Origin of the sequence: Chondromyces crocatus (assembly GCF_001189295.1) — a bacterium.
Classification (GTDB): domain Bacteria; phylum Myxococcota_A; class Polyangia; order Polyangiales; family Polyangiaceae; genus Chondromyces; species Chondromyces crocatus.
Genome location: NZ_CP012159.1, coordinates 7,394,873 through 7,415,683, shown reverse-complemented (window position 1 = coordinate 7,415,683; position 20,811 = coordinate 7,394,873). Strand labels below are relative to the sequence as shown.

The following is a 20,811-nucleotide window of genomic DNA, read 5'->3' as shown; positions in this document are numbered from 1 at the left end:
GTGAAGAGGGGTCGCTCGCCGTGAGGACGTGGGATCAGGGGGTGAGGCGGGTGAGCCAGTCGTGGACGATGCGGGCCGTGGTCTCGGCCTGATCGTTCAGGATGGTGAAGTGGTCGCCAGGCAGCGTCGCTGCCGTGTGCGGGAGGTCCCACCGGGTCTTCCAGGCCGTGCTGCCGTCGTCCGCCATGCCGGGCATGGGGTCGGTGACGTGGATGAACAGGGTGGGGGCTGCGAGCGGTTCCGGGCTCCAGTCCGAGAAGAGGGTGGCGTACCAGGGCATGGCGGTGAGCTCGTCGGTGGTGCGCGGGACGTCGGGCAAGCTCGTGAGCCAGGCGCGCTTGAAGACGGACTCGATGCGGGCGGGGATGTCGCGCATCAGGTAGGTGTCGAGCAGGGCGAGCGCCGCCGGGGAGGTGCCCTGGCGCTCCAGGTGGCTGGCCACGGCGTGGGCGATCCAGCCGCCAGACGAGCAGCCCACGAGCGCGAAGGGCGCGCCGTCGGCGCAGCGCAAGACGCTCTCAGCATGCTGCTGGACGAGGGTCGCCCGGTCCCTTGGAAGCGGCTCGCCTTCCGCGAAGCCGGGATTCGGAAGGACCCAGACGTCTCGGTGCCCCTCGAGGGCGGCGGCGAAGCGCGCGTACTGGATGGATCCCGTGGGCGGTGTGACGGTGGGGAAGCAGATCAGGCGAGGTCGTGTGCTTCCGCGCGCGAGGTGGAGGGGGCGCGAGGGGCCGCGCGGGGGGTGAGCAGACGCTTTGCGCTCGCGGGCGCAGCGGATGCGGGAGGAGACGACCACGAGGTCGTAACCGAGTTCGAACTCCCCGAGCGTGCCGAGTTGCTCGAGCTGGCCGAGCAAAGGGTCGGCTGCCGGAGAGGCAGAAGGCTGCGGGTCGAGGGGGGGCGGTGCGGGCTGGTGCTGCTCCCGGGGGCCCGGGGGGGCCTCTGCGGCGTCGAGCGACGGGGTGAGCAGGTGGAGCACGGTGGTCACGACGTTCTGCAGGGTGGGGGCCTGGAAGAGCAGCGTGGCGGGGAGCGGCAGGGCGAGCCGCTGGGCGAGCTGCTGCCGGATCTCGATGGCCATCAAGGAGTTGAGCCCCAGCTCCAGGAGGGGTCGATCGGGCGCGAGCGCCGTTGATGCATCGAGGCCGAGTGCCTGCGCGATCTCCTCGCGGACGAGGGCGAGGAGGGTCGCATGCCGGTCGGCGTCGGTCAGGGGTAGGAGGCGCGCGCGCCATGGTGAGCCGTCCCGGGTCGTCGGGTCCGGGCGGAGGTGGAGCAAGCGCCGGAGCAGCGCGGGGACTGGACCCCGGGAGCGCTCCAGGGCCACGCGCATCCGGGGGAGGTTCAGGTCCGTCGCGACCGAGAGGGCCTCCGCGCCGCGCAAGGCGCGCTCGAGCAGGGCGATGCCTTCGTCGGTCGAGAGCGCGCCCATGCCTGCGCGCGTCATGCGGTCCAGATCCGCGATTCCGAGGTGCGCGGTCATGCCGCTGCGCTCGGCCCAGTACCCGAAGGCGATGGAGATCGCGGGCAGCCCGCGCGCCCGGCGCTCCTGTGCGAGCGCGTCGACGAAGGCGTTGGCCGCGGCGTAGTTGGCCTGGCCTGCGCTGCCGAGCACGCCGGCGGTCGAGGAGAAGAGGACGAAGTGGTCGAGAGGGTGATCGAGGGTGGCCTGGTGCAGGTTCCAGGCGCCTGCGACCTTGGGCGCCATGACCCGGGTGAGGTGCTCGGGGGTCTGGTGGCGCAGGGTGGCGTCGTCGAGGATGCCGGCGCAATGGAAGACGCCCCGCAGCGGTGCTTCCGGGGAGATTCCATCGACCAGGGCCTGCACGGCGTCTGCGTGGGTCACATCGCAGGCGATGAGGGTGACGCGCGTACCGAGTGCTTCCAGTGCCTCTCTCGTGGCCTCGGCACCTTCCGTGGCCATTCCCTGGCGCGAGGTCAGGAGCAGGTGGGAGGCGCCTTGCTCCGCGAGCCAGCGGGCGATGTGGCGCCCGAGCATGCCGAGGCCGCCCGTGACGAGGTAGGTTCCGTCGCTCCGGAGCACGCGGTCGCGGGACGCTGGGACGGGCGCGGCATGCAGAAGGCGAGGAGCCAGCAAGCGCTCGCCTCGAAGCACTACCTCGGGTTCATCGTCGCGTGCCAGGGCCTGGGCGAGGGCGCGGGGGTCGTCGTGATCGGGGCTCAGATCGACGAGTCGCAGGTCGATGTCGGGGTGCTCCAGGCGAGCGCTGCGCGCGAGGCCCCACAGCGGGGACTGTTCGAGGGCGGGCACGCCGTCGTCGGAGGACGAGGCGATCGCGCCCTGGGTGAGCCACACGGTGCGCGCGGGGGGGCGCGGGCTGGTGACGAGGGCCTGGAGTTCGGCGAGGGCCTGGGTGGTCAGGGCGATCGTGCGTGCGACGACGTCGTCTCCGTGTCCGGTGAGGGTCGGCCAGAGGCGGAGTACGTGCGTTGGGTCGCCGAGGGGCGGCTGAGACACCTCGATCTGGACGCCAGCGTCACGGAGCGCGTGGTGGATCGCGCGGACGCGCTCGGGATCCGTTCTGCCGGATGATCCCTGATCCGGTTTCGGCGTGGCAGGCGGGTCGTGAAGGAGGACCCAGGGACCCGCGGGGGTTCGCGGCGCGTGCGCGATGTCCTCCCAGGCGATGGCGTACCGGTGGCGGTCGATGTCGCGCGTGCGGTGCAGTGCGCTGCGGTTCGTGCGTTTCAGCAGCAAGCCTTGCAGCGCCCCGATCGGTGTTCCTCGCTCGTCGTAGAGCGTGGCGTCCAGACGACGGAGTTCTTCCCCTTCGTGGGCATGCTCCACGCGCGCCCACACGGTGTGCGCTCCCTTGTGCCACAGGCGCAGCTCTTCCAGAGAGAGGGGAAGGAAGATGCCCTGAGGGCTGCTCTGCCAGAGCCCCGCCGCGTGCAGGACGCCATCGAGCAGGGCGGGATGCAGACCGTAAGCGTGGGCTTCTGCGCGCTGGGCGTCGTCGAGAGCGACCCGGACCCAGCGCACGGTGGCGTTTCCGGGAGGGCCTTCGCAGAATGCTTGCCGCAGCGTCCGGAAGCTCGGGCCGTACTCCAGGCCGTGCTCGCCGAGGGCGTCATAGCACCCGTCGAGCGGCTCGGGCGTCGTGGTGGTGGGCGGGAGGGCGTCGCGTCGCGGTGGAGGTGCGGAGGTCGGCGAGGCGAGGACGACGGTGGCCTCGGCGTGGCGTGTCCACGAGGCCTCCTCGCCTTCGTCGGTGAGCGGCGCGCTGTAGATGCGCACGCGGGCGGTGCCGTCGGGGTCTGGTGCGGTGACGTCGACCTGCAAGCGCAGCTCTCCGTGCTCGGGCACGATGAGCGGTGTGTGCATCAGCGTCTCGCGAAGCACGCTCGTCGGAGGTAGGTGGCTCGCTTCCACCGCCGCCCGTGCCAGCTCGACGAAGGCGACGAGCGGGAGAAGGGTGCTGCCGAGGACGCGGTGATCGCGGATCCAGGGCAAGGTGTGCCGGGAGAGGGTGGCGTGAAAGAGCCGCGCGCCCGTGTCCGCCACGACGCCATGCACGCCGAGCAGCGGGTGGTCGCTCCGGGTGAAGCCTTGCACGGCTCGGGGGGGCTGGTTCGAGAGGTCGAGCCAGTGGCGGCTGCGCTGGAAGGGGTAGGTAGGGAGCGAGACTCGGCGGCCCGGGGGGAGGACCCGGGACCAGTCGACGGGGAAGCCGTGGGCATGGAGCGCGCCGAGCGAGAGGAGGAAGCGCCGGAGATCGCCCTCGTCGCGCCGCAAGGAGCCGACGACGGTCGCCGAGGGGGCGGTGTCCTGGAGGGCGAGCAGGAGCGCGGGGTGAGGGCTGAGTTCCACGAAGTAGCCGTGGCCTTCGGCGGCGAGCTGCTGGATGGCGTCAGCGAAGCGGACGGGCTCCCGGAGGTTCGCGTACCAGTAGCCAGCGTCCAGCTCGGTGCCGTCGAGCCGCGCGTTATGGACGGTGGAGTGGAGGGGGATGGATGCTGGCCGGGGGGTGATGCCAGCGAGTGCGTCAAGGAGTTCGTCGCGGAGTGCCTCGATCTGAGCGCCGTGAGAGGCGTAAGCGACGCGCACCCTGCGGGCGAAGATCTGGGCCGCGGTGAGGTCCGCGAGCAGGGCATCGACCGCTCCTGGATCCCCTGAGACCACCGTGGCGCTGGGGCTGTTGATGGCTGCGATGGAGAGGCGATCGTTCCAGCGGGTGATGCGCTCGGCGACCTCGGCCGCGGGAAGCTCGATGGCGGCCATGGCGCCCTTTCCTTCGAGGCGATCCAGGAGGCGGCTCCGTCGCGCGATGATCCTGGCGGCGTCGTCGAGCGTGAGTGCACCGGCAGCACAGGCGGCCGCGATCTCGCCCTGGCTGTGGCCGAGCATGGCGTCGGGGACGACGCCCATGGATCGCCAGAGCGCTGCCAGCGAGACCATGACGGAGAAGAGCACGGGCTGCACCACGCTCGCCCGGTCCAGCGAGGGCGCGCCGTCCTCGCCGCGCAGGACGGCGAGCAAGGACCAGTCGATGTGGGGGGAGAGGGCGCGGGCGCAGGCCTCGATGTGCTCGCGGAAGACGTCGGAGGTCTGGAGAAGTGGCTGCGCCATGCCGGCCCACTGAGCGCCCTGGCCGGGGAACACGAAGGCGAGCTTGCCTCCCGGGGTGGCGCTGCCGCGCACGGTGTCGGGATCGGGATCGCCCTGGGAGAGGGCCGTGAGGGCGCGAAGGAGCCCGGCGCGCTCGTTGGCGACGATGGTCGCGCGCTGAGTGAAGTGCGCGCGCGTGGTGGCCAGGGAGTGGGCGACACTGGCGAGGTCGAGGGCCGGGTGGGCGTCGAGGTGGGCACGGAGCTGCGCGGCCTGGGCGCGGAGGGCGGCGTCGCTGCGCGCCGAGAGGACGACGGGGATCCAGGGCGCCGCTGTGGTGTCCGCGGGGACGACGGGAGGCGTGGGTTCCGGGGGGCGCTCGAGGATGACGTGGGCGTTGGTGCCGCTGACGCCGAACGCGCTGACGCCGGCGAAGCGCGCGTCGGGCCAGGGGCGCTCCTCCTGGGCGAGATCGAGGGCGAGGGCCTCCCAGCCGATGGCCGGGTGAGGCGTGTCGGCGTGCAGGGTCGCGGGGATCTTGCGGTGGCGGAGCGCGAGGGCGGCCTTGAGGACGCCGGCGATGCCCGCTGCGGCCTGGGTGTGACCGAGGTTGGATTTGACCGAACCGATGACGAGCGGCGTTTCCCGTCGGGCGCCGTAGACGGCGCCGAGCGCTCGGGCCTCGACCGAATCGCCGAGGGGGGTGCCGGTGCCGTGGGCCTCGACATAGCCGATCTCGTGAGGCTCGACCTCGGCCAGGGTCAGCGCCCGGCGCAGGACGGCCTCCTGGGCGCGCCCGTTGGGCGCCGTGAGCCCCGCGCTGCGCCCGTCCTGGTTCACGGCCGAGGCGCGGACCACGGCGAGGATGGAGTCCCCTGCGGCGATGGCGTCCGAGAGACGCTTCAGCACCAGCATGCCGGCGCCTTCGCTCCAGGCGACGCCGTCGGCGCTGGCCGAGAAGCTCTTGCAGCGCCCGTCGGGCGCCATGCCCCGCAAGCGCGAGAACTCGACGTAGAGCGCAGGGGTCAAGACCAGCGTGGCGCCACCGGCGAGCGCGGTGTCGCACTCGCCCGCGCGCAGGCTCTGGCAGGCGAGGTGCAGCGCCACCAGGGAGGATGAGCAGGCGGTGTCGACGGTCATGCTCGGGCCGTGGGTGCCGAGCAGGTACGAGAGTCGACCCGAAGCGACGCTGCCGGTGTTGCCCGTCCCGAAGTAGCCGTCGAGCGCTTCGAGGGTGGGTTGCGCCGCGGGCAGGTAGTCGTACGACATCAGGCCGACGAAGATGCCGGTCTGCGTGTTGCGCAGCCGCTCGGGCACGATGCCCGCATGCTCCAGGGCCTCCCAGCAGGTCTCGAGCAGGAGCCGCTGCTGGGGATCCATCGCGGCGGCCTCTCGGAGCGAGATGCCGAAGAACTCGGGGTCGAAGCGATCGACGTCGTCGAGGAAGCCGCCGCGCCGCGTGGTGGCCTTGCCGGGGACGTCGGCGTCCGGATCGTAGAGGGCATCGGCGTCCCAGCGTTCGATGGGAACCTCGCGGGTGGCGTCGGTGCCGGCGCGCAGGAGCCGCCAGAGGGCGTCCGGATCGCTGGCACCGCCGGGGAAGCGGCAGCCGGCACCCACGATGGCGATGGGCTCCTGAGCCGCTGGCGCCACTCGCGGGAGCGCTTCGAGGGGGGTCCCGGTTCCGCGCAGCTTCCGGGTCAGCTCGGTGACGGTGGGGTAATCGAACAGGTCGACGACGTTGAGCGGAAGCTCGAGTTCGCGCGTGAGGAGGGCATGGATCTGGACCAGCGCGAGTGAGTCGGCACCGAGTTCGAAGAAGGGGCGGTGGCGGTCGACGTGCTGGAGTTCGAGCCGCTGCGCGACGATGGCGGCGATGCGGTCTTCCAGGTCGTCACCGTCGCGAGCGTCGCTTCGGGGGCGAGGTGCCTGAGCGGGGGGCGCCGCGGCGGTCAGGACGGGATCAGGGAGCGCACCGCGGTCCACCTTGCCGTTCGAGGTCACGGGGAGGGTGTCGAGCAGGCTCACGTGGGTCGGGACCATGTACGGAGGGAGACGCCGGCCCACCCAGCGCTTGATCTCGTCCGAGGTGAGGCGCAGCTCACTCGCGGTCTCTTCGGCGCTCTGTGCCCTACTGATGCTGCCCGCGAGGAAGGCATGAACGATGGCGCGATCGGCAGGGCGCTCCGCTTCCAGGGCGTCGGGCGTGAGCAGGCCGATGGGGCAGAGGCCGACCTGGTGGGTACTGGCGGCCTCCATCCAGCGCTGACCCAGTCGGCCGGCCTGGTGCCACGCTGCCGCCCCTGGCTGACCGAGGAGCGCGAGCGCGGCGGGGGCGGAGGCTGCGATCGCCTCGTTGTTGGGGAAGCGAGCGTCTGCGAGCTGGCCATCTGCGATGCGGTGCCAGCCTCCTTCGCGCAGGTCGTAGACTCCGGGCGAGAGATCCGCGAGCGGCTCGCGGACGACGAGCCAGAGGTCGAGGGGTGCGGGCGCGGTCGAGGTCGTCCCCAGCCGGAGAGGCGTCGCCAGGATCGGATCCGGGCTGACGAGATGGCCGACGTGGTCGGGGGTCGCGCCGTCCTCGGCGAGGCCCAGGGCGAGCCCGACCTCCGCGGCGCGGTCGAGCAGCAGCTCGGTCATGTAGCCGGTGTCGAGGTGGCACAGGGAGACGGCGAGTTTGCCGTAGAGAGGCCGCACGCGCGCGGCGTCCGCGATCAGGTGGAGGGTCAGCCCGTGCGCATCGGTGTCCCCCAGCCGGACCAGCCGGTGAGCTTCGCGGTCGTGGCCGTAACGCCCAGGGGGGAGGTCCGCCACCCCGACGACGTCCACGAGGACGTGCACTGGGTAGAGGCTACCTGCCGAGGGGTAGCGGTACTTCGGTAGCGGTTGCTGGGGGGCGGGTAGGGGGCGCAGGACCTCCAGGAGTGCGCCGAGCGTGCTTGCCGTGAGGGGCTGATGGACCGTCACGGGCCGGCTGCGAGGCGCCACGACACGGGCGAGCGCGGCGCCGGTGAGACCACGGCCCTCGAACACGCGGTAACTCTTTCGCGCCCAGGGGGTCGGTCTGTCCTCGCGAGCACGGAGATCGAGGGTCGGTCCGCCTGACGGGCGGAAGCCTGGGCGCAGCTTGAGCGCGGCCCGCGCCGAGCGTGCCTCCACCTGCGCGTCGGGCTTCTCTCCTCGAGTCGCGACGACGTAGGCCGCGAGCTGCTTTGCACCTCTGTCTTTGCCGATGGTGGTCACGACGGCTCGCCCCACCAGGGGATGCTGTTCGAGGTGCCACTCGATCTCGCCGAGCTCGATGCGGTAACCGCCCACCTTGACCTGATGGTCCTCGCGGCCGAGGAACTCGATGTCGCCCGTCGGCGCATACCGGCCGAGATCGCCGGTCCTGTACAGCCGCTCGCCGGTGCGGGGGTGGACGAAGAAGCGCTCTGCGGTGCGCGCAGGATCGCCGAAGTACTCGCGCGCGAGCCCGATCCCCCCGATGTACAGCTCCCCCGTGACCCCCTCGGGGCACGACCGAAGGGCCGCGTCGAGGACGTGGAACGTCTGGTTGCGCATCGGGCGGCCGTAAGGAATCGACGTCCAGCGAGGATCGATCTCTTCGATCGGGTAGAGGATTGACCAGATCGAGGCCTCGGTGGCGCCTCCGAGGCTCACCACGCGGCAGGTCGGGCGCTGCGCCCGGAGGGCGTCCGGCAGCGAGACCGGGATCCAGTCGCCCGAGAGCAGGGCAAGGCGCAGCGTCGCCGGGAGGGTGTCGGCTCGGCCGGCAGCGTGGTCCACGAGCATCTGGAGCAGCGCCGGGACCGAGTTCCAGAGGGTGACGCCCTCTTCGCGCATCCAGGCGGCGAGGCGGGCCGGGTCACGCAGCGCCTTCGACTCCGGGAGGATCAGGGTGCCCCCGGCGCCGAGCACGCCGAAGACATCCCACACGGAGAGGTCGAACGAGAGCGAGGAGATCCCGAGCACCCGATCGGCGGGACCCACCCCGAAGCGATCCTGGACGTCGAGCACCGTGTTCACGGCGCCGAGATGCTCGATGGCGACCCCCTTGGGTTGCCCGGTCGAGCCGGAGGTGAAGATCACGTAGGCGAGATCGGTGAGGCGCTGCACCGTGTCGAGTGGGCCGTCGTCGTAGGGGGAGCAGACGCCAGGCCGGTCGATCGCGAGGACCTCGATGGGCGACGGGAAGCTCCCGCCGACCGCCTCCTCGGTCAGCACATGGCGCACGCGACCATGCGCGAGCAGCGCATGTCGGCGTGCCTCGGGGAGTTCCGCGTCGATCGGGAGGTACGCGCCTCCAGCCATGAGCACCGAGAGGACGGCCACGATCTGGGGCCATCCTTTGTCCATCACGACGGCGACCAGCTCGCCGGGGGAGACGCCTCGCGTGCGCAGATGACGGGCGATGCGCCGCGCTTCACGGAGCAACTCCCGGTAGGTGAGCCGGCGTTTGGCGTCCACGACCGCGACGGCATCGGGTCGGAGTTCCCCCTGGCGCTCGATGAGCTGGTGCAGGAGCCGATCGGGACACGGTCCCTCCGTGGCGTTGATGGCGGCGCGGTGCGTGAGCTGATCGGGGGGCGTGAGTTCCAGCGCAGCGGTGCTCCAGGCCTCGTCCGAGGCGGCGAGCTCGCCGAGGAGGTGCGCGTACGCCGTCGCCATGGCCTCGATCGTGCCGGCGGGGAAGAGGCCGTCGACGACGTCCCACGAGTACGAGAGGCGACCGCCGATCTCGATCGCCTGATGATCCAGCCACACCTGTGGCGTCTGCGAGATCCCGTAGGGGCTCCCCAGCAGCCGCGCGTCGACCGGGGTCTCCGGGGGAATCAGGTCCTCCAGCCCCAGCGCGCTGGTGAACACGACGGGGAAGCTGGCGAATCCACCTCGGGTTCGAGCGATCTCTCGGGTCACGTCGAGCGCGCTGACGAGGTGGTGATCGAGGTCGTCACGGAGCTGTCGCTGGTAGCGCCGGGCGCGGTCCTCGAAGCTCACCGCGTCGGCGGGATCGATCTCGACGAGGAGGATGGAGGTGAAGTCGCCGACGAGCCGATCGATCTCGCCGTGGACAGGCAAACGGCTGAACAGGGTCAGGTTGAGCGTGAAATGCTGACGACGACTCCACGTCCCGAGGACCTCGGCGAAGGCGGCCATGAGCACGCCCGATGGGGTGAGCCCGCGGGCCTGCGCCCGGGTCTTGAGCGCGTCCCAGGAGGTGCGTTCGAGGGTCGCCGTGAAGTGGCGGAACCGAGGGATCCCGATGGCCTCGGGAGCGACCGCGAGCGGCAGCTCGGGCCCTGCCGGGAGCACCTCGGCGCGTGCCCGCCAGTAGGCGAGATCGCGCTCCGCCGCCGGGGAACTGGCGAGGCGCTCTTGCCAGCGCACGTAGTCCCGGAACGTCAGGGTGAAAGGCGGCAAGCTCGCCGCCGGGTCGGCATAGAAGCGCACCACATCCTGAAAGAGGATGACGAGGCTGCGGGCATCGGCGATGAGCATGTCGACGCCGAGGTGGAGCCGGAGCACCTGGTCTGGCAGCCGCGTGGCGCTGAGTTCGAACAGCGGCCACCGGTCCGTCGGCAGGACGCGGTGTGACATGGCAGCGCGCACCTCGAGGGCGCGCGCCGTGGCCTCGTCGAGAGGGAGGGCGCTGACGTCGAGCACCTCGATGGTGAACGGAGGGACGTCGGCGACGATCTGCTGGTTGCCATCGTCGTGCACGATGGCGCGCAGCATGTCGTGGCGCGTGATGAGGCGATCGATGGCGCGTTCGAGGCGCTCCAGGGAGAGATTTGCAAAGTCGAGTTCGATGTAGAAATGGGTGGCGACTCCGCCGAGCGCGAAGAGCGATCGGCGGCCCAGCCAGTAGGCTCGCTGGATGGGGTTGAGCGGGAATGGCTCGTGACGCTCGTCAGGGGTCGGCTCCAGCGGCGGGAGATGCGTTGCGTCCTTCTCGTCCTCCGTCAGCGTCCGGGTGAGCATCTCGGCCACGGCGCGTGGACCGCCGAGTTCGAAGAGGGTGCCGATCGCGATGCGCTGGCCGGTCAGCTTGCCGAGACGCGTGCGCAGCTCGACGGCCATGAGCGAATCCAGCCCGAGTTCAGCAAAGCGCGCCTGCGGTGCGAGGCGCGAGGGATCGGGATATCCGAGGACGGCCGCCGTCTCGGCCTGCACGAGGGAGACGAGATGCTCCAGGCGCTCGTGGGCTTCGAGCGGTCGGAGGCGGGTGAGCACATCGCTTTCGGGTGGCGTGGGCGCCAGGGCTTCGAGCGCGCGCTGAGCCTCCGGGAGGTCGTCGAGCAGGGGGCGCGCGCGCGTGGAGGCGAAGGCTGGAGCGAAGCGGGCCCAGTCGACGTCGGCGAGGGTGATGGCGGTCTCGTCGTGGTCGAGGGCGTGCTGCAAGGCGGCGAGCGTGAGCGTCGGTGCCATCGTGGCGATGCCGCGTCGACGGAGCTGTTCCTCGCCTGCCTGGTCGACCATGCCTCCGTCCGCCCAGGCGCCCCAGGCGATGGCGGTGGCTGCGCGTCCGTGGGTGCGACGGTGCTCGGCGAGCGCGTCGAGGAAGGCGTTGGCCGCGGCGTAGGCGCCTTGGTGGCTGCTGCCCCAGATGCCTGCGATGGACGAGAAGAGGACGAAGGCGTCGAGGTGGCGGTCGGCGAGGAGGTCGTCGAGAAGGCGCGCGCCCTCGAGCTTGGCCGAGGTGACGGAGGCGAGCTCGTCGAGCGTGGTGAGGTCGAGGGAGGCGTGCTGGGGGATGCCAGCGGTGTGGAAGACGGCGCGCAGGGGTGGCCCCTCGGCGTCGATGCGTTGTAGCAAGGCGGTGAGGCTGGCGCGGTCGGTGACGTCGCAGGCGACGAGCGAGACGCGGGCGCCGAGCTGGGTGAGTTCGTCGCGCAAGAGGTCGGCGCCAGGGGCGAGGTGGCCGCGGCGGCTGGTGAGGACGAGGTGCTGTGCACCGGCGCGGGTGAGCCATCGTGCGACGTGGGCGCCGAGGGCGCCGGTGCCGCCGGTGACGAGGATGGTGTCCCGGGGGGTGAAGCGGCGCGCAGGGGCGGCGTCGCCGAGGGGAGCGCGGAGCAGGCGCCGTGCGAAGAGGCCGGAGGGACGCAGGGCGAGCTGGTCGTCGTGGTGCTGGGTGAGGGCGGCGGAGAGGGGGTCGAGGGCGGCGGTGTCGAGGACCTCGGGGAGGTCGAGCAGGCCTCCCCACCGCTCGGGATGCTCGAGGGCGACGACGCGGCCGAGGCCCCAGATGAGGGCCTGGAGCGGCTGGGAGAGGGGGTCAGCGCGGCCGGTGGAGACGGCGCCGTGGGTGAGTAGCCAGAGAGGCGCGTGGATGGCGGCGTCGCCGAGGGCCTGGACGAGGGCGAGGGTGAGGGCGAAGCCGCGGGGCAAGGGGTGTTGGTCGGAGAGCGTGGCCTCGTCGAGGGCGAGGAGTGACAGGACGGCGCGCGGGGCGACGGTGCCGTCGAGGGCATCGCGCAGCAGGTCGGCGAGGGCGGCGCGATCGAGGTGGGCGTCGGAGAGGGCGAGGTGCAGGACGGTGGCGCCACGGCGGGTGAGCGCCTGGTGCAGGGCGAGGGTGTGCGGCTGCTGAGGGAGCGAGTCCGAGGTGAGAAGCAGCCAGGAGCCAGCGAGGTCGCCGGGGGGTAGAGGAGGCAGTGGCTGCCAGGCGACGCGGTAGCGACAAGCGTCGAGGGCGGCGCGCTGGTGGGTTGTGGTGCGCCAGCGCGCGAGGGCAGGGAGCAAGGTGGAGAGCGAGGCGCGCTGGGTGTCGTCATCGAGGCCGAGCGCCGCGGCGACGGTGTCGATGTCCGCACGCTCGATGGCCTCCCAGAAGCTGCCGTCCGACGGCGCCGTCGAGGTCGCGGTGGCGGGGCGCGGCGTGGATGGATCAACCCAGTAGCGCTCACGCTGGAAGGGATAGTGGGGGAGCGGCACGCGCACGCCTGGGGGCAGCACCGTCGTCCAGTCGACCGGGAAGCCGTGCGTGTGCAGCTCGCAGAGGGAGAGCAAGAAACGCTGCAGATCTCCCTCATCACGCCGCAAGGTGCCGACCACGGCGGCCGGTAGCTGCGAGGCGTCGACCGTCTCCTGCAGGGCAGGCGTCAGGACGGGATGGGGGCTGATCTCGACGAAGAAGCGATGACCTTCGGACAGCAACCGCTGGGTGGTCTCGGCGAAGCGGACGGTCTGTCGGAGGTTCGTGTACCAGTAGGTGGCATCGAGTTCGGGGCCCTGGAGGCGCTCGGTCGTCGCCGTCGAATAGAGCGGGATGGTGGCCGGACGGGCCTGGATCGGTGCCAGCATCTCCAGGAGGTCATCGCGGATGGTCTCCACCTGGGCGCTGTGGGAGGCGTAGTCGACGCGCACCTTTCGGGCGAAGACGTGCGCTGCTTCGAGCTCACCGAGCAGCGCGTCGACGGCGTCGGGCTCGCCAGAGACGACGGTGGAGCAAGGGCTGTTGATCGCGGCGATGGCCAGCCGCGTCCCCCAGGCGTCGAGCCGGTGCCGTAGCTCGTCCGCAGGGAGTTCGACGACCGCCATGGCCCCACGGCCGGCGAGCCGTTCGAGCGTGTGGCTTCGCCGAGCCACCACCCGGATCGCGTCTTCGAGTGACAGGGCCCCGGCCACGCAGGCGGCAGCAATTTCTCCCTGGCTGTGCCCCACGACCGCGTCAGGCTCGACTCCCATCGCACGCCAGTGCGCTGCGAGCGAGACCATCACCGCGAAGAGGACCGGCTGCACGACGTCGATCTGCTCCAGCCAGGATGCGCCCGCATCCCCGCGCAGGACCTCGATGAGCGACCACGTGACGTGCTTCGAGAGGGCGCTCGCGCAAGCGTTGACGTGCTCACGGAACGGCTCGGACTGGGTGAGCAGCGTCTGCGCCATGCCCGACCACTGCGCGCCCTGACCCGGGAACACGAACACCACCTTGCCGTCGATTCTGGCTTCCTGCAGGACCGCATCCGGATGCGGACGTCCCTCGGCCAGCGCAGCGAGTGCGGTGCGTGCCGCGGTACGATCGGTGGCTAGCACCCCGGCCCTCCAGGGGAAGAGCGAGCGCGTCGTCACGAGCGAACGGGCGATGTCCGATGGTTCCAGTGCCGGATGCTTCTCCAGGTGGATCTGGAGCAGAGCGGCCTGGGCGCGCAAGGCGGGCTCGGTCCTGGCCGAGAGCAGCAGAGGCAGCGCTTGAAGGGGGGCGAGGTCAGGAGCGGTGTGGCCTTGTGACGGAGCCGATGCTGGCGCCTCTTCGAGGATGACATGGGCATTGGTGCCCGAGAGGCCGAAGGCCGAGACGGCGGCGCGACGTGGAGGTCCATCGCTGCGACGGGGCCAGGGACGCAGGGCATCGATGATCTGCAACGGCAGATCGTCCCATGCGATGTGCGGGTTACGAGGCGTGGTGTTCAGCGTCGCAGGCAGGGCGTCATTGCGGAACGACGCGAGGAGCTTGGCGACGCCGGCGAGTCCAGCGGCCGACTCCAGGTGGCCGATGTTGGTCTTCAAGGCGCCGAGCAACAGCGGCTGGGTCGTATCTCGTCCCTGTCCGTAGACGGCGCCGATGGCCTGGACCTCGATGGGATCGCCGAGCGCCGTGCCTGTCCCATGGCACTCGACGACATCGACCTCGGCTGGGGCGAGTCCAGCGTCCTGAAGTGCAGCGCGGAGTACTTTCTGCTGCGAGGTGCCGTTCGGCGCCGTGATGCCGCTCGAAGCGCCGTCGTGGTTGACGGCACTGCCGCGCACGAGGCCGAGGATGGTGCGCTGGCGTGCCCGGGCGTCGGCGAGGCGCTCCAGCGCGAGGACCACGACGCCCTCGCCGCGGCCGTAGCCGTCGGCGCGCGCGGAGAAGGTCTTGGAGTGGGCATCGGGCGCGAGAGCGCGTGTGCGCGAGAGGAGCAGGAACGCCTCGGGCGCTGCCATGATCTGCACGCCCGCCGCGAGCGCGAGGTCACACTCCCCACGGCGCAGGGCCTGGCAGGCGAGGTGCAGTGCGACGAGCGAGGAGGAGCAGGCGGTGTCGAGCGACAGGGCCGGTCCCTGCAGGCCGAGGGTGAACGCCAGCCTCCCCGCGGCGAACGAAGGGTGGGTACCCAGGAGGGCATAGGCGTCGGCATCCTGGGGCGATCCCTGGACCAAGCCGTACTCGCTCGGCCCGATGCCGACGAAGACGCCCGTTCGTGAGTCGCGCAGGGTGCCTGGAACGATGCCGGCGTCCTCGAAGGCCTCCCAGCTGGCTTCGAGGAGCAGGCGGTGCTGCGGGTCGATGTGGTTCGCCTCGCGCGGGCTGATGCCGAAAAATGTCGCGTCGAAGTGGTCGATGGCGTCGAGGAACGCTCCCTCCCGGACGTAGCTCCTGCCTCTCGCATCCGGATCCGGGTCGTAGAAGCCATCGAGGGGCCATCGGTTCGTCGGGATGGGTCGGATGGCGTCGGTGCCCTTCTCCAGGAAGCTCCAGAGTGCGTCGAGGTCGACGACACCACCCGGCAGGCGCAACCCGATGCCCACGATGGCGATCGGTTCGTCGCTCTGCACGAGCGTGCTGGTGACCTCCCGGGCCGCCCGCGTGGGCGAGGGGTGCTGTCCGAGGGCGAGGGCGAGGCCGTCGAGGAGAAACGACGCGACGTGGTGAGGGGAGGGGTGATCGAAGGTCAGGGTTGCGGGGAGTCGAGCGCCGGTGGCGCGCCACAGCCGCTGGCGGAGTTCGATGGCCGTGAGCGAGTCGAGGCCGAGATCGCCAAACCCCGTGTGGGCATCGACCCCGGTGAGGTCGCCATGGCGGAGGACGGCGGCCGTTTCGGTGCGCACGAAGGTGAGCAGGTGGCGCAAACGGTCACGCTCGGGGAGACCGCGGAGCTGGTCGATCAGACCGCTCTCGGTCGCCGCGGAGCGGGTCTCAGCGGTCGGAACCGCCATCTTCTCGTGTGAACCTCGCGCCTCGGACAGCTCGTCGAGGAGGGCCCGTGGGCGCGCGGCAGCAAAGGAGGGGACGAGCCGTCTCCAGTCGATCTCGGCGAGGGTGATGGCGGTCTCGTCGTGGTCGAGGACGTGCTGCAAGGCTGCGAGCGCACTCCCTGGATCCATCGAGGACAGGCCGCGCTGACGGAGTGCGTGCTGGAGCGCTGGGTCTTCGGCCATGCCGGCGCCGGCCCACGGGCCCCAGGCGATGGTGGTGGCCGTACGTCCGTGGGCGCGGCGGTGTTCGGCGAGCGCGTCGAGGAAGGCGTTGGCCGCGGCGTAGGCGCCCTGATGCACGTTGCCCAGCACGCCGGAACTCGAGGAGAAAAGGACGAAGGCGTCGAGATGGCGGTCGGCGAGGAGGTCGTCGAGGAGGCGGGCACCGTGGAGCTTGGTCGAGGTGACGGAGGCGAGCTCGTCGAGCGTGGTGAGGTCGAGGGAGGCGTGCTGGGGGATGCCGGCGGTGTGGAAGACGGCGCGCAGGGGTGGCCCCTCGGCGTCGATGCGCTGGAGCAGGGCGGTGAGGCTGGCGCGGTCGGTGACGTCGCAGGCGACGAGCGAGACGCGGGCGCCGAGCTGGGTGAGTTCGTCGCGCAAGAGGTCGGCGCCAGGGGCGAGGTGACCGCGGCGGCTGGTGAGGACGAGGTGCTGTGCACCGGCGCGGGCGAGCCATCGTGCGACGTGGGCGCCGAGGGCGCCGGTGCCGCCGGTGACGAGGATGGTGTCCCGGGGGGTGAAGCGGCGCGCAGGGGCGGCGTCGCCGAGGGGAGCGCGGAGAAGGCGTCGTGCGAAGAGGCCGGAGGGACGCAGGGCGAGCTGGTCGTCGTGGTGCTGGGTGAGGGCGGCGGAGAGGGGGTCGAGGGCGGCGGTGTCGAGGACCTCGGGGAGGTCGAGCAGGCCTCCCCATCGGTCGGGATGCTCGAGGGCGACGACGCGGCCGAGGCCCCAGATGAGGGCCTGGAGCGGCTGGGAGAGGGGGTCAGCGCGGCCGGTGGCGACGGCGCCGTGGGTGAGCAGCCAGAGAGGGGCGTGGACGGTGGCATCGCCAAGGGCCTGGACGAGGGCGAGGGTGAGAGCGAAGCCGCGGGGCAAGGGGTGTTGGTCGGAGAGCGTGGCCTCGTCGAGGGCGAGGAGTGACAGGACGGCGCGCGGGGCGACGGTGCCGTCGAGGGCATCGCGCAGCAGGTGGGCCAGGGCAGCGCGGTCGAGGTGGGTGTCGGAGAGAGAGAGGAGCAGGACGGTGGCGCCACGGCGGGTGAGCGCCTGGTGCAGGGCGAGGGTGTGCGGCTGCTGAGGGAGCGAGTCCGAGGTGAGGAGCAGCCAGGAGCCAGCGAGGTCGCCGGGGGGTAGAGGAGGCAGTGGCCGCCAGGCGACGCGGTAGCGGCAAGCGTCGAGGGCGGCGCGCTGGTGGGTTGTGGTGCGCCAGCGCGCGAGGGCAGGGAGCAAGGTGGAGAGCGAGGCGCGCTGGGTGTCGTCATCGAGGCCGAGCGCCGCGGCGACGGTGTCGGTGTCTGCCCGCTCGATGGCCTCCCAGAAGCGGGCATCCGCTGGAAGGAGTGAGCGGTCATCGTGGCCGTGGTCCTTCGGCACATCGAGCCAGTAGCGCTCGCGCTGGAAGGGATAGGTGGGGAGAAGGGTGTGGCGAGCGCCGAAGGGAGCAAAGAAGGCGTGCCAGTCCAGCCAGTGCCCGCGTGCGTGTAGACCACCGAGTGCCGTGAGGAGCGCCTGGACCTCTGGATGGTCGTCGCGGAGGGTCGGCAGGATGGCGGAGCGTGCATGGGCTTCATCGGACAGGCCGTCGTGGACCATGGCGCAGAGCACGCCGTGAGGGCCGAGTTCGAGGAAGGTCGTCGCTCCTTCGCTTTCGAGCGTACGTATGCCATCGAGGAAGCGAACGGGCTGACGGACATGGCGCGCCCAGTAGGCGGGTGATGCGAGATCCTCGGCGCTCGCCACCCGACCCGTGACGTTGGAGACGACCGCGATGCGCGCCCGCTGAAATCCGAGCCCTCTCGCGACCTCCTGGAACGCTTCGAGCATTCCATTCATGCGCGGTGAGTGAAAGGCACGGCTGACGAGCAGGCGCCTGGTCTTGCGTCCAAGGGTCTGGAAGTGGCGTGCGATCTCGTCGGCGGCATCTTGATCGCCGGAGATCACCGTGGACCGTGGTCCATTCAGTGCAGCCACCGCGATGCGGTCCTCGCGTCCGGCGAGCTGAGGCAGGACCTCTTCCTCGGAGGCTTCGAGCGCGATCATGGCGCCCCCCTCCGGCAGCCCCTGCATGAGGCGAGCGCGCGCGGTGACGAGCGTGCATGCGTCCTCCAGCGAGAGCACGCCCGCGACATGAGCTGCCATCAGCTCACCGACGGAATGACCGAGCAGGAGGTCGGCCGTGAGCCCCCACGTCTGGAGAAGCCTGAAGAGGGCGACCTCGAAGGCGAAGAGAGCAGGCTGTGTGAACGCGGTCTGGTCGATGAGGGCCGCCTGCGGCGAACCTGGGGGGGCGAACAGGACGTCGCGCAGGGGGTGGGGGAGCTGGGGGTCGAGGTGCGCGCAGATGGCGTCGAAGGCGCTGCGGAACGCGGGAAAGACCTCGTAGAGCGCCCTGCCCATGCCAGCGCGCTGGCTACCTTGACCCGTGAAGAGCACGGCGAGCTTGCCCCCGCTCTTCGCACCCATGAGCCCCTGTTGGAGCGTGGGAGCACCCCTGGCGAGGTCTCCCAGAGAGCGCATCGCGTCCGCGCGATCCCGAGCGACGACGACCGCCCTGTGCTCGAACTGGGAGCGCGTGGACGCGAGCGTCACGGCGAGGGTTTCGACCGAAAGATCCGGATGGTCGGACAGGTGAGCCTCGAACCGTCGAGCCTGCGCGCGCAGGGCGGCTTCACTCCTCGCGGAGATGAGCAAGGGCCACGCCGGCAGCTCTGTCGCTCCGGAGGTGACAGAGGTGGCGAGGCCGTCGCCGGATGCGACAGGAGCGGTGAGGGGGTCGAGGGCGGGGGCCTCCTCGAGGAGAAGGTGCGCGTTGGTGCCGCTGATGCCGAACGACGACACCCCAGCGCGACGAGGGCGCCCCTGCGCCGGCCAGGGAACGGGTTCGGTCAAGAGCCGCACGGTGCGCTCCGACCAGTCCACATGAGGCGAAGGCGTTCCGGCGTGCAGCGTCATGGGCAACAACCCGTGCTGCATCGCCAGGACCATCTTGATGACCCCTGCGATCCCCGCCGCGGCCTGCGTGTGCCCGAGGTTCGACTTGATGGACCCGAGCCAGAGAGGCCGATCGTGAGGACGCCCTTGGCCGTAGGTCGCGAGAAGCGCCTGAGCCTCGATGGGATCACCGAGCGTGGTCCCGGTGCCGTGGGCCTCCACGGCATCCACGTCGCCTGGGGTGAGCTGCGCGCTCGCCAGCGCCTTCCGGATCACGCGCTCCTGGGCCGGGCCATTGGGCGCGGTGAGGCCCTGGCTCTTGCCATCCTGATTGACTGCCGAGCCGCGGATCACCGCGAGCACCGGGTGTCCGAGCCGTCGCGCCTCCGACAGACGCTCCAGGAGCACCATGCCGACGCCTTCCGCCCAGCCGACACCGTCTGCCTGGGCAGAGAATGCCTTGCAACGGCCGTCTGGCGCGAGCCCGCGCTGGCGGCTGAACTCGACGAAGACCGTCGGCGTCGCCATCACGCTCACCCCGCCAGCCAGCGCGAGCGTGCACTCCCCACGACGCAACGCCTGACAGGCCAGGTGCAGGGCGATGAGCGACGAACTGCACGCCGTGTCCACGCTCACGGCCGGTCCTTCCAGTCCCAGCGTGTAGGCGATGCGTCCCGAAGCGACGCTCCCGCCGCTGCCGATGGCGACGTTGCCTTCGAGCGCTTCCGGTGATTGCAACAGGCGCGCGCCGTAGTCCTGGTACATGACCCCAACGAAGACGCCGGTCTGGCTGCCCTGCAGGGTGGAGGGGTCGATCCCTCCACGTTCGATGGCCTCCCACGCCGTCTCGAGGAGCAGCCGCTGCTGCGGATCGATGGCGATCGCCTCTCGTGGGCTGATCCCGAAGAAGGCTGCGTCGAACCGGTCGGCCTCGTGGAGGAAGCCCCCCTCGCGCACATAAGTTTTGCCGGCGACGTCCGGGTCAGGGTCGTAGAGGGCGTCGACGTTCCAGCCACGGCCTTCGGGGAAGCCGGAGATGGCGTCCGTCCCCTCCCGGAGAAGCCGCCAGAGGTCCTCGGGCGTCTGCACGCCACCGGGGTAGCGGCAGCTCATCGCGACGATCGCGATCGGCTCCTGCTGTCTCTCTTCGACCTCGCGCAGCCGTTCGCGCGTCTGGCGCAGCGCCGACGTGGCCCGTTCGAGGTAAGCGCGGAGTCTCTGTTCTTCGCTCACCGGTCCAGCTCCATCCCTTCGAGTTCCTGGTCAATCAGCCCGAAGAGTTCTTCGTTCGTCGCGGCCCGCAGATCGCTCGTGTGGGCGTCGGTCTGGGCGGGTGGTGAGCCACCCCAGCGCGCGAGCAAAGCCCGCAGCCGGGAGGCGACGCTCGCGCCGACCGGATCATCCGGCGCCATGGCCGACAGGGTGGTCTCGAGCCTGTCCAGCTCCACGAGTGCAGGACTCTTCGGAGCCGTGTCGCCGACGGGGAACTCGGCGAAGAGCCGCCGCCCGAGTGCCGCCGGGGTAGGATGATCGAAGAGCACGGTGGCAGGCAGGCGCAGGCCCGTGGCCGCGCTCAGGCGATTCCGCAGTTCGAGCGCCGTGAGTGAGTCGAGTCCCAGCTCCTGGAGTGGCCGGTCGGGAGCGAGGTCCTCCGATGTCGACAGCCCGAGCACGGCGGTCACCTCCCCACGAACGAGCTCGAACAGGGTTCGAGCGCGGTCTTCGTTCGAGAGCGGGGCGAGGCGCTGCTCGAGCAACGCGCGTGCATCGGCGCGCGCTCGGATGACGGGGAGCATGGGAGCGCGCGCGAGGCCTCGGAGCAGGGGATGCAGGGGGTCACCCTGCGCAGTCCACGCTTCAATACGGAGACGTGCGGCGACGACGCTGGCTTCGGGTCGGCGCAAGGCGGCGTCGAGCAGCGCGAGCCCATCGTCGACCCTGAAGGGGGTCACGCCATGACGTGAGAGGCGCTTGCGATCGGCACGCGCCAGGCGAGACGCCATGCCTGCGCGCGTGTCCCACGGCCCCCAGGCGATGGAGATGGCCGGGAGCCCCTGAGCGTTCCTGTGATGCGCGAGCGCATCGAGGAAGGCGTTTGCCGAGGCATAGTTGGCCTGGCCCGGCCC

The 20,811-nt window shown here is 71.1% G+C and carries 2 protein-coding genes (1 of these 2 running past the window's edge); both read right to left on the bottom strand.

Annotated features, from left to right (window positions below; all coding sequences use genetic code 11):
• Positions 1 to 34: 34 nt before the first annotated feature.
• Complete coding sequence (locus CMC5_RS44960; protein ID WP_050433055.1) at positions 35 to 19,918, bottom strand: hybrid non-ribosomal peptide synthetase/type I polyketide synthase; 19,884 nt, start codon at positions 19,916 to 19,918, stop codon at positions 35 to 37.
• Positions 19,915 to 20,811, bottom strand: partial view of a type I polyketide synthase gene (locus CMC5_RS44955; RefSeq protein ID WP_063796657.1) — the final stretch only. The gene runs 9,513 nt beyond the window's last position; the window shows 897 of its 10,410 coding nt (coding positions 9,514–10,410); the start codon falls outside the window, past its right edge; its stop codon occupies positions 19,915 to 19,917. Before CMC5_RS44955 ends, CMC5_RS44960 begins: the two co-directional genes overlap by 4 nt.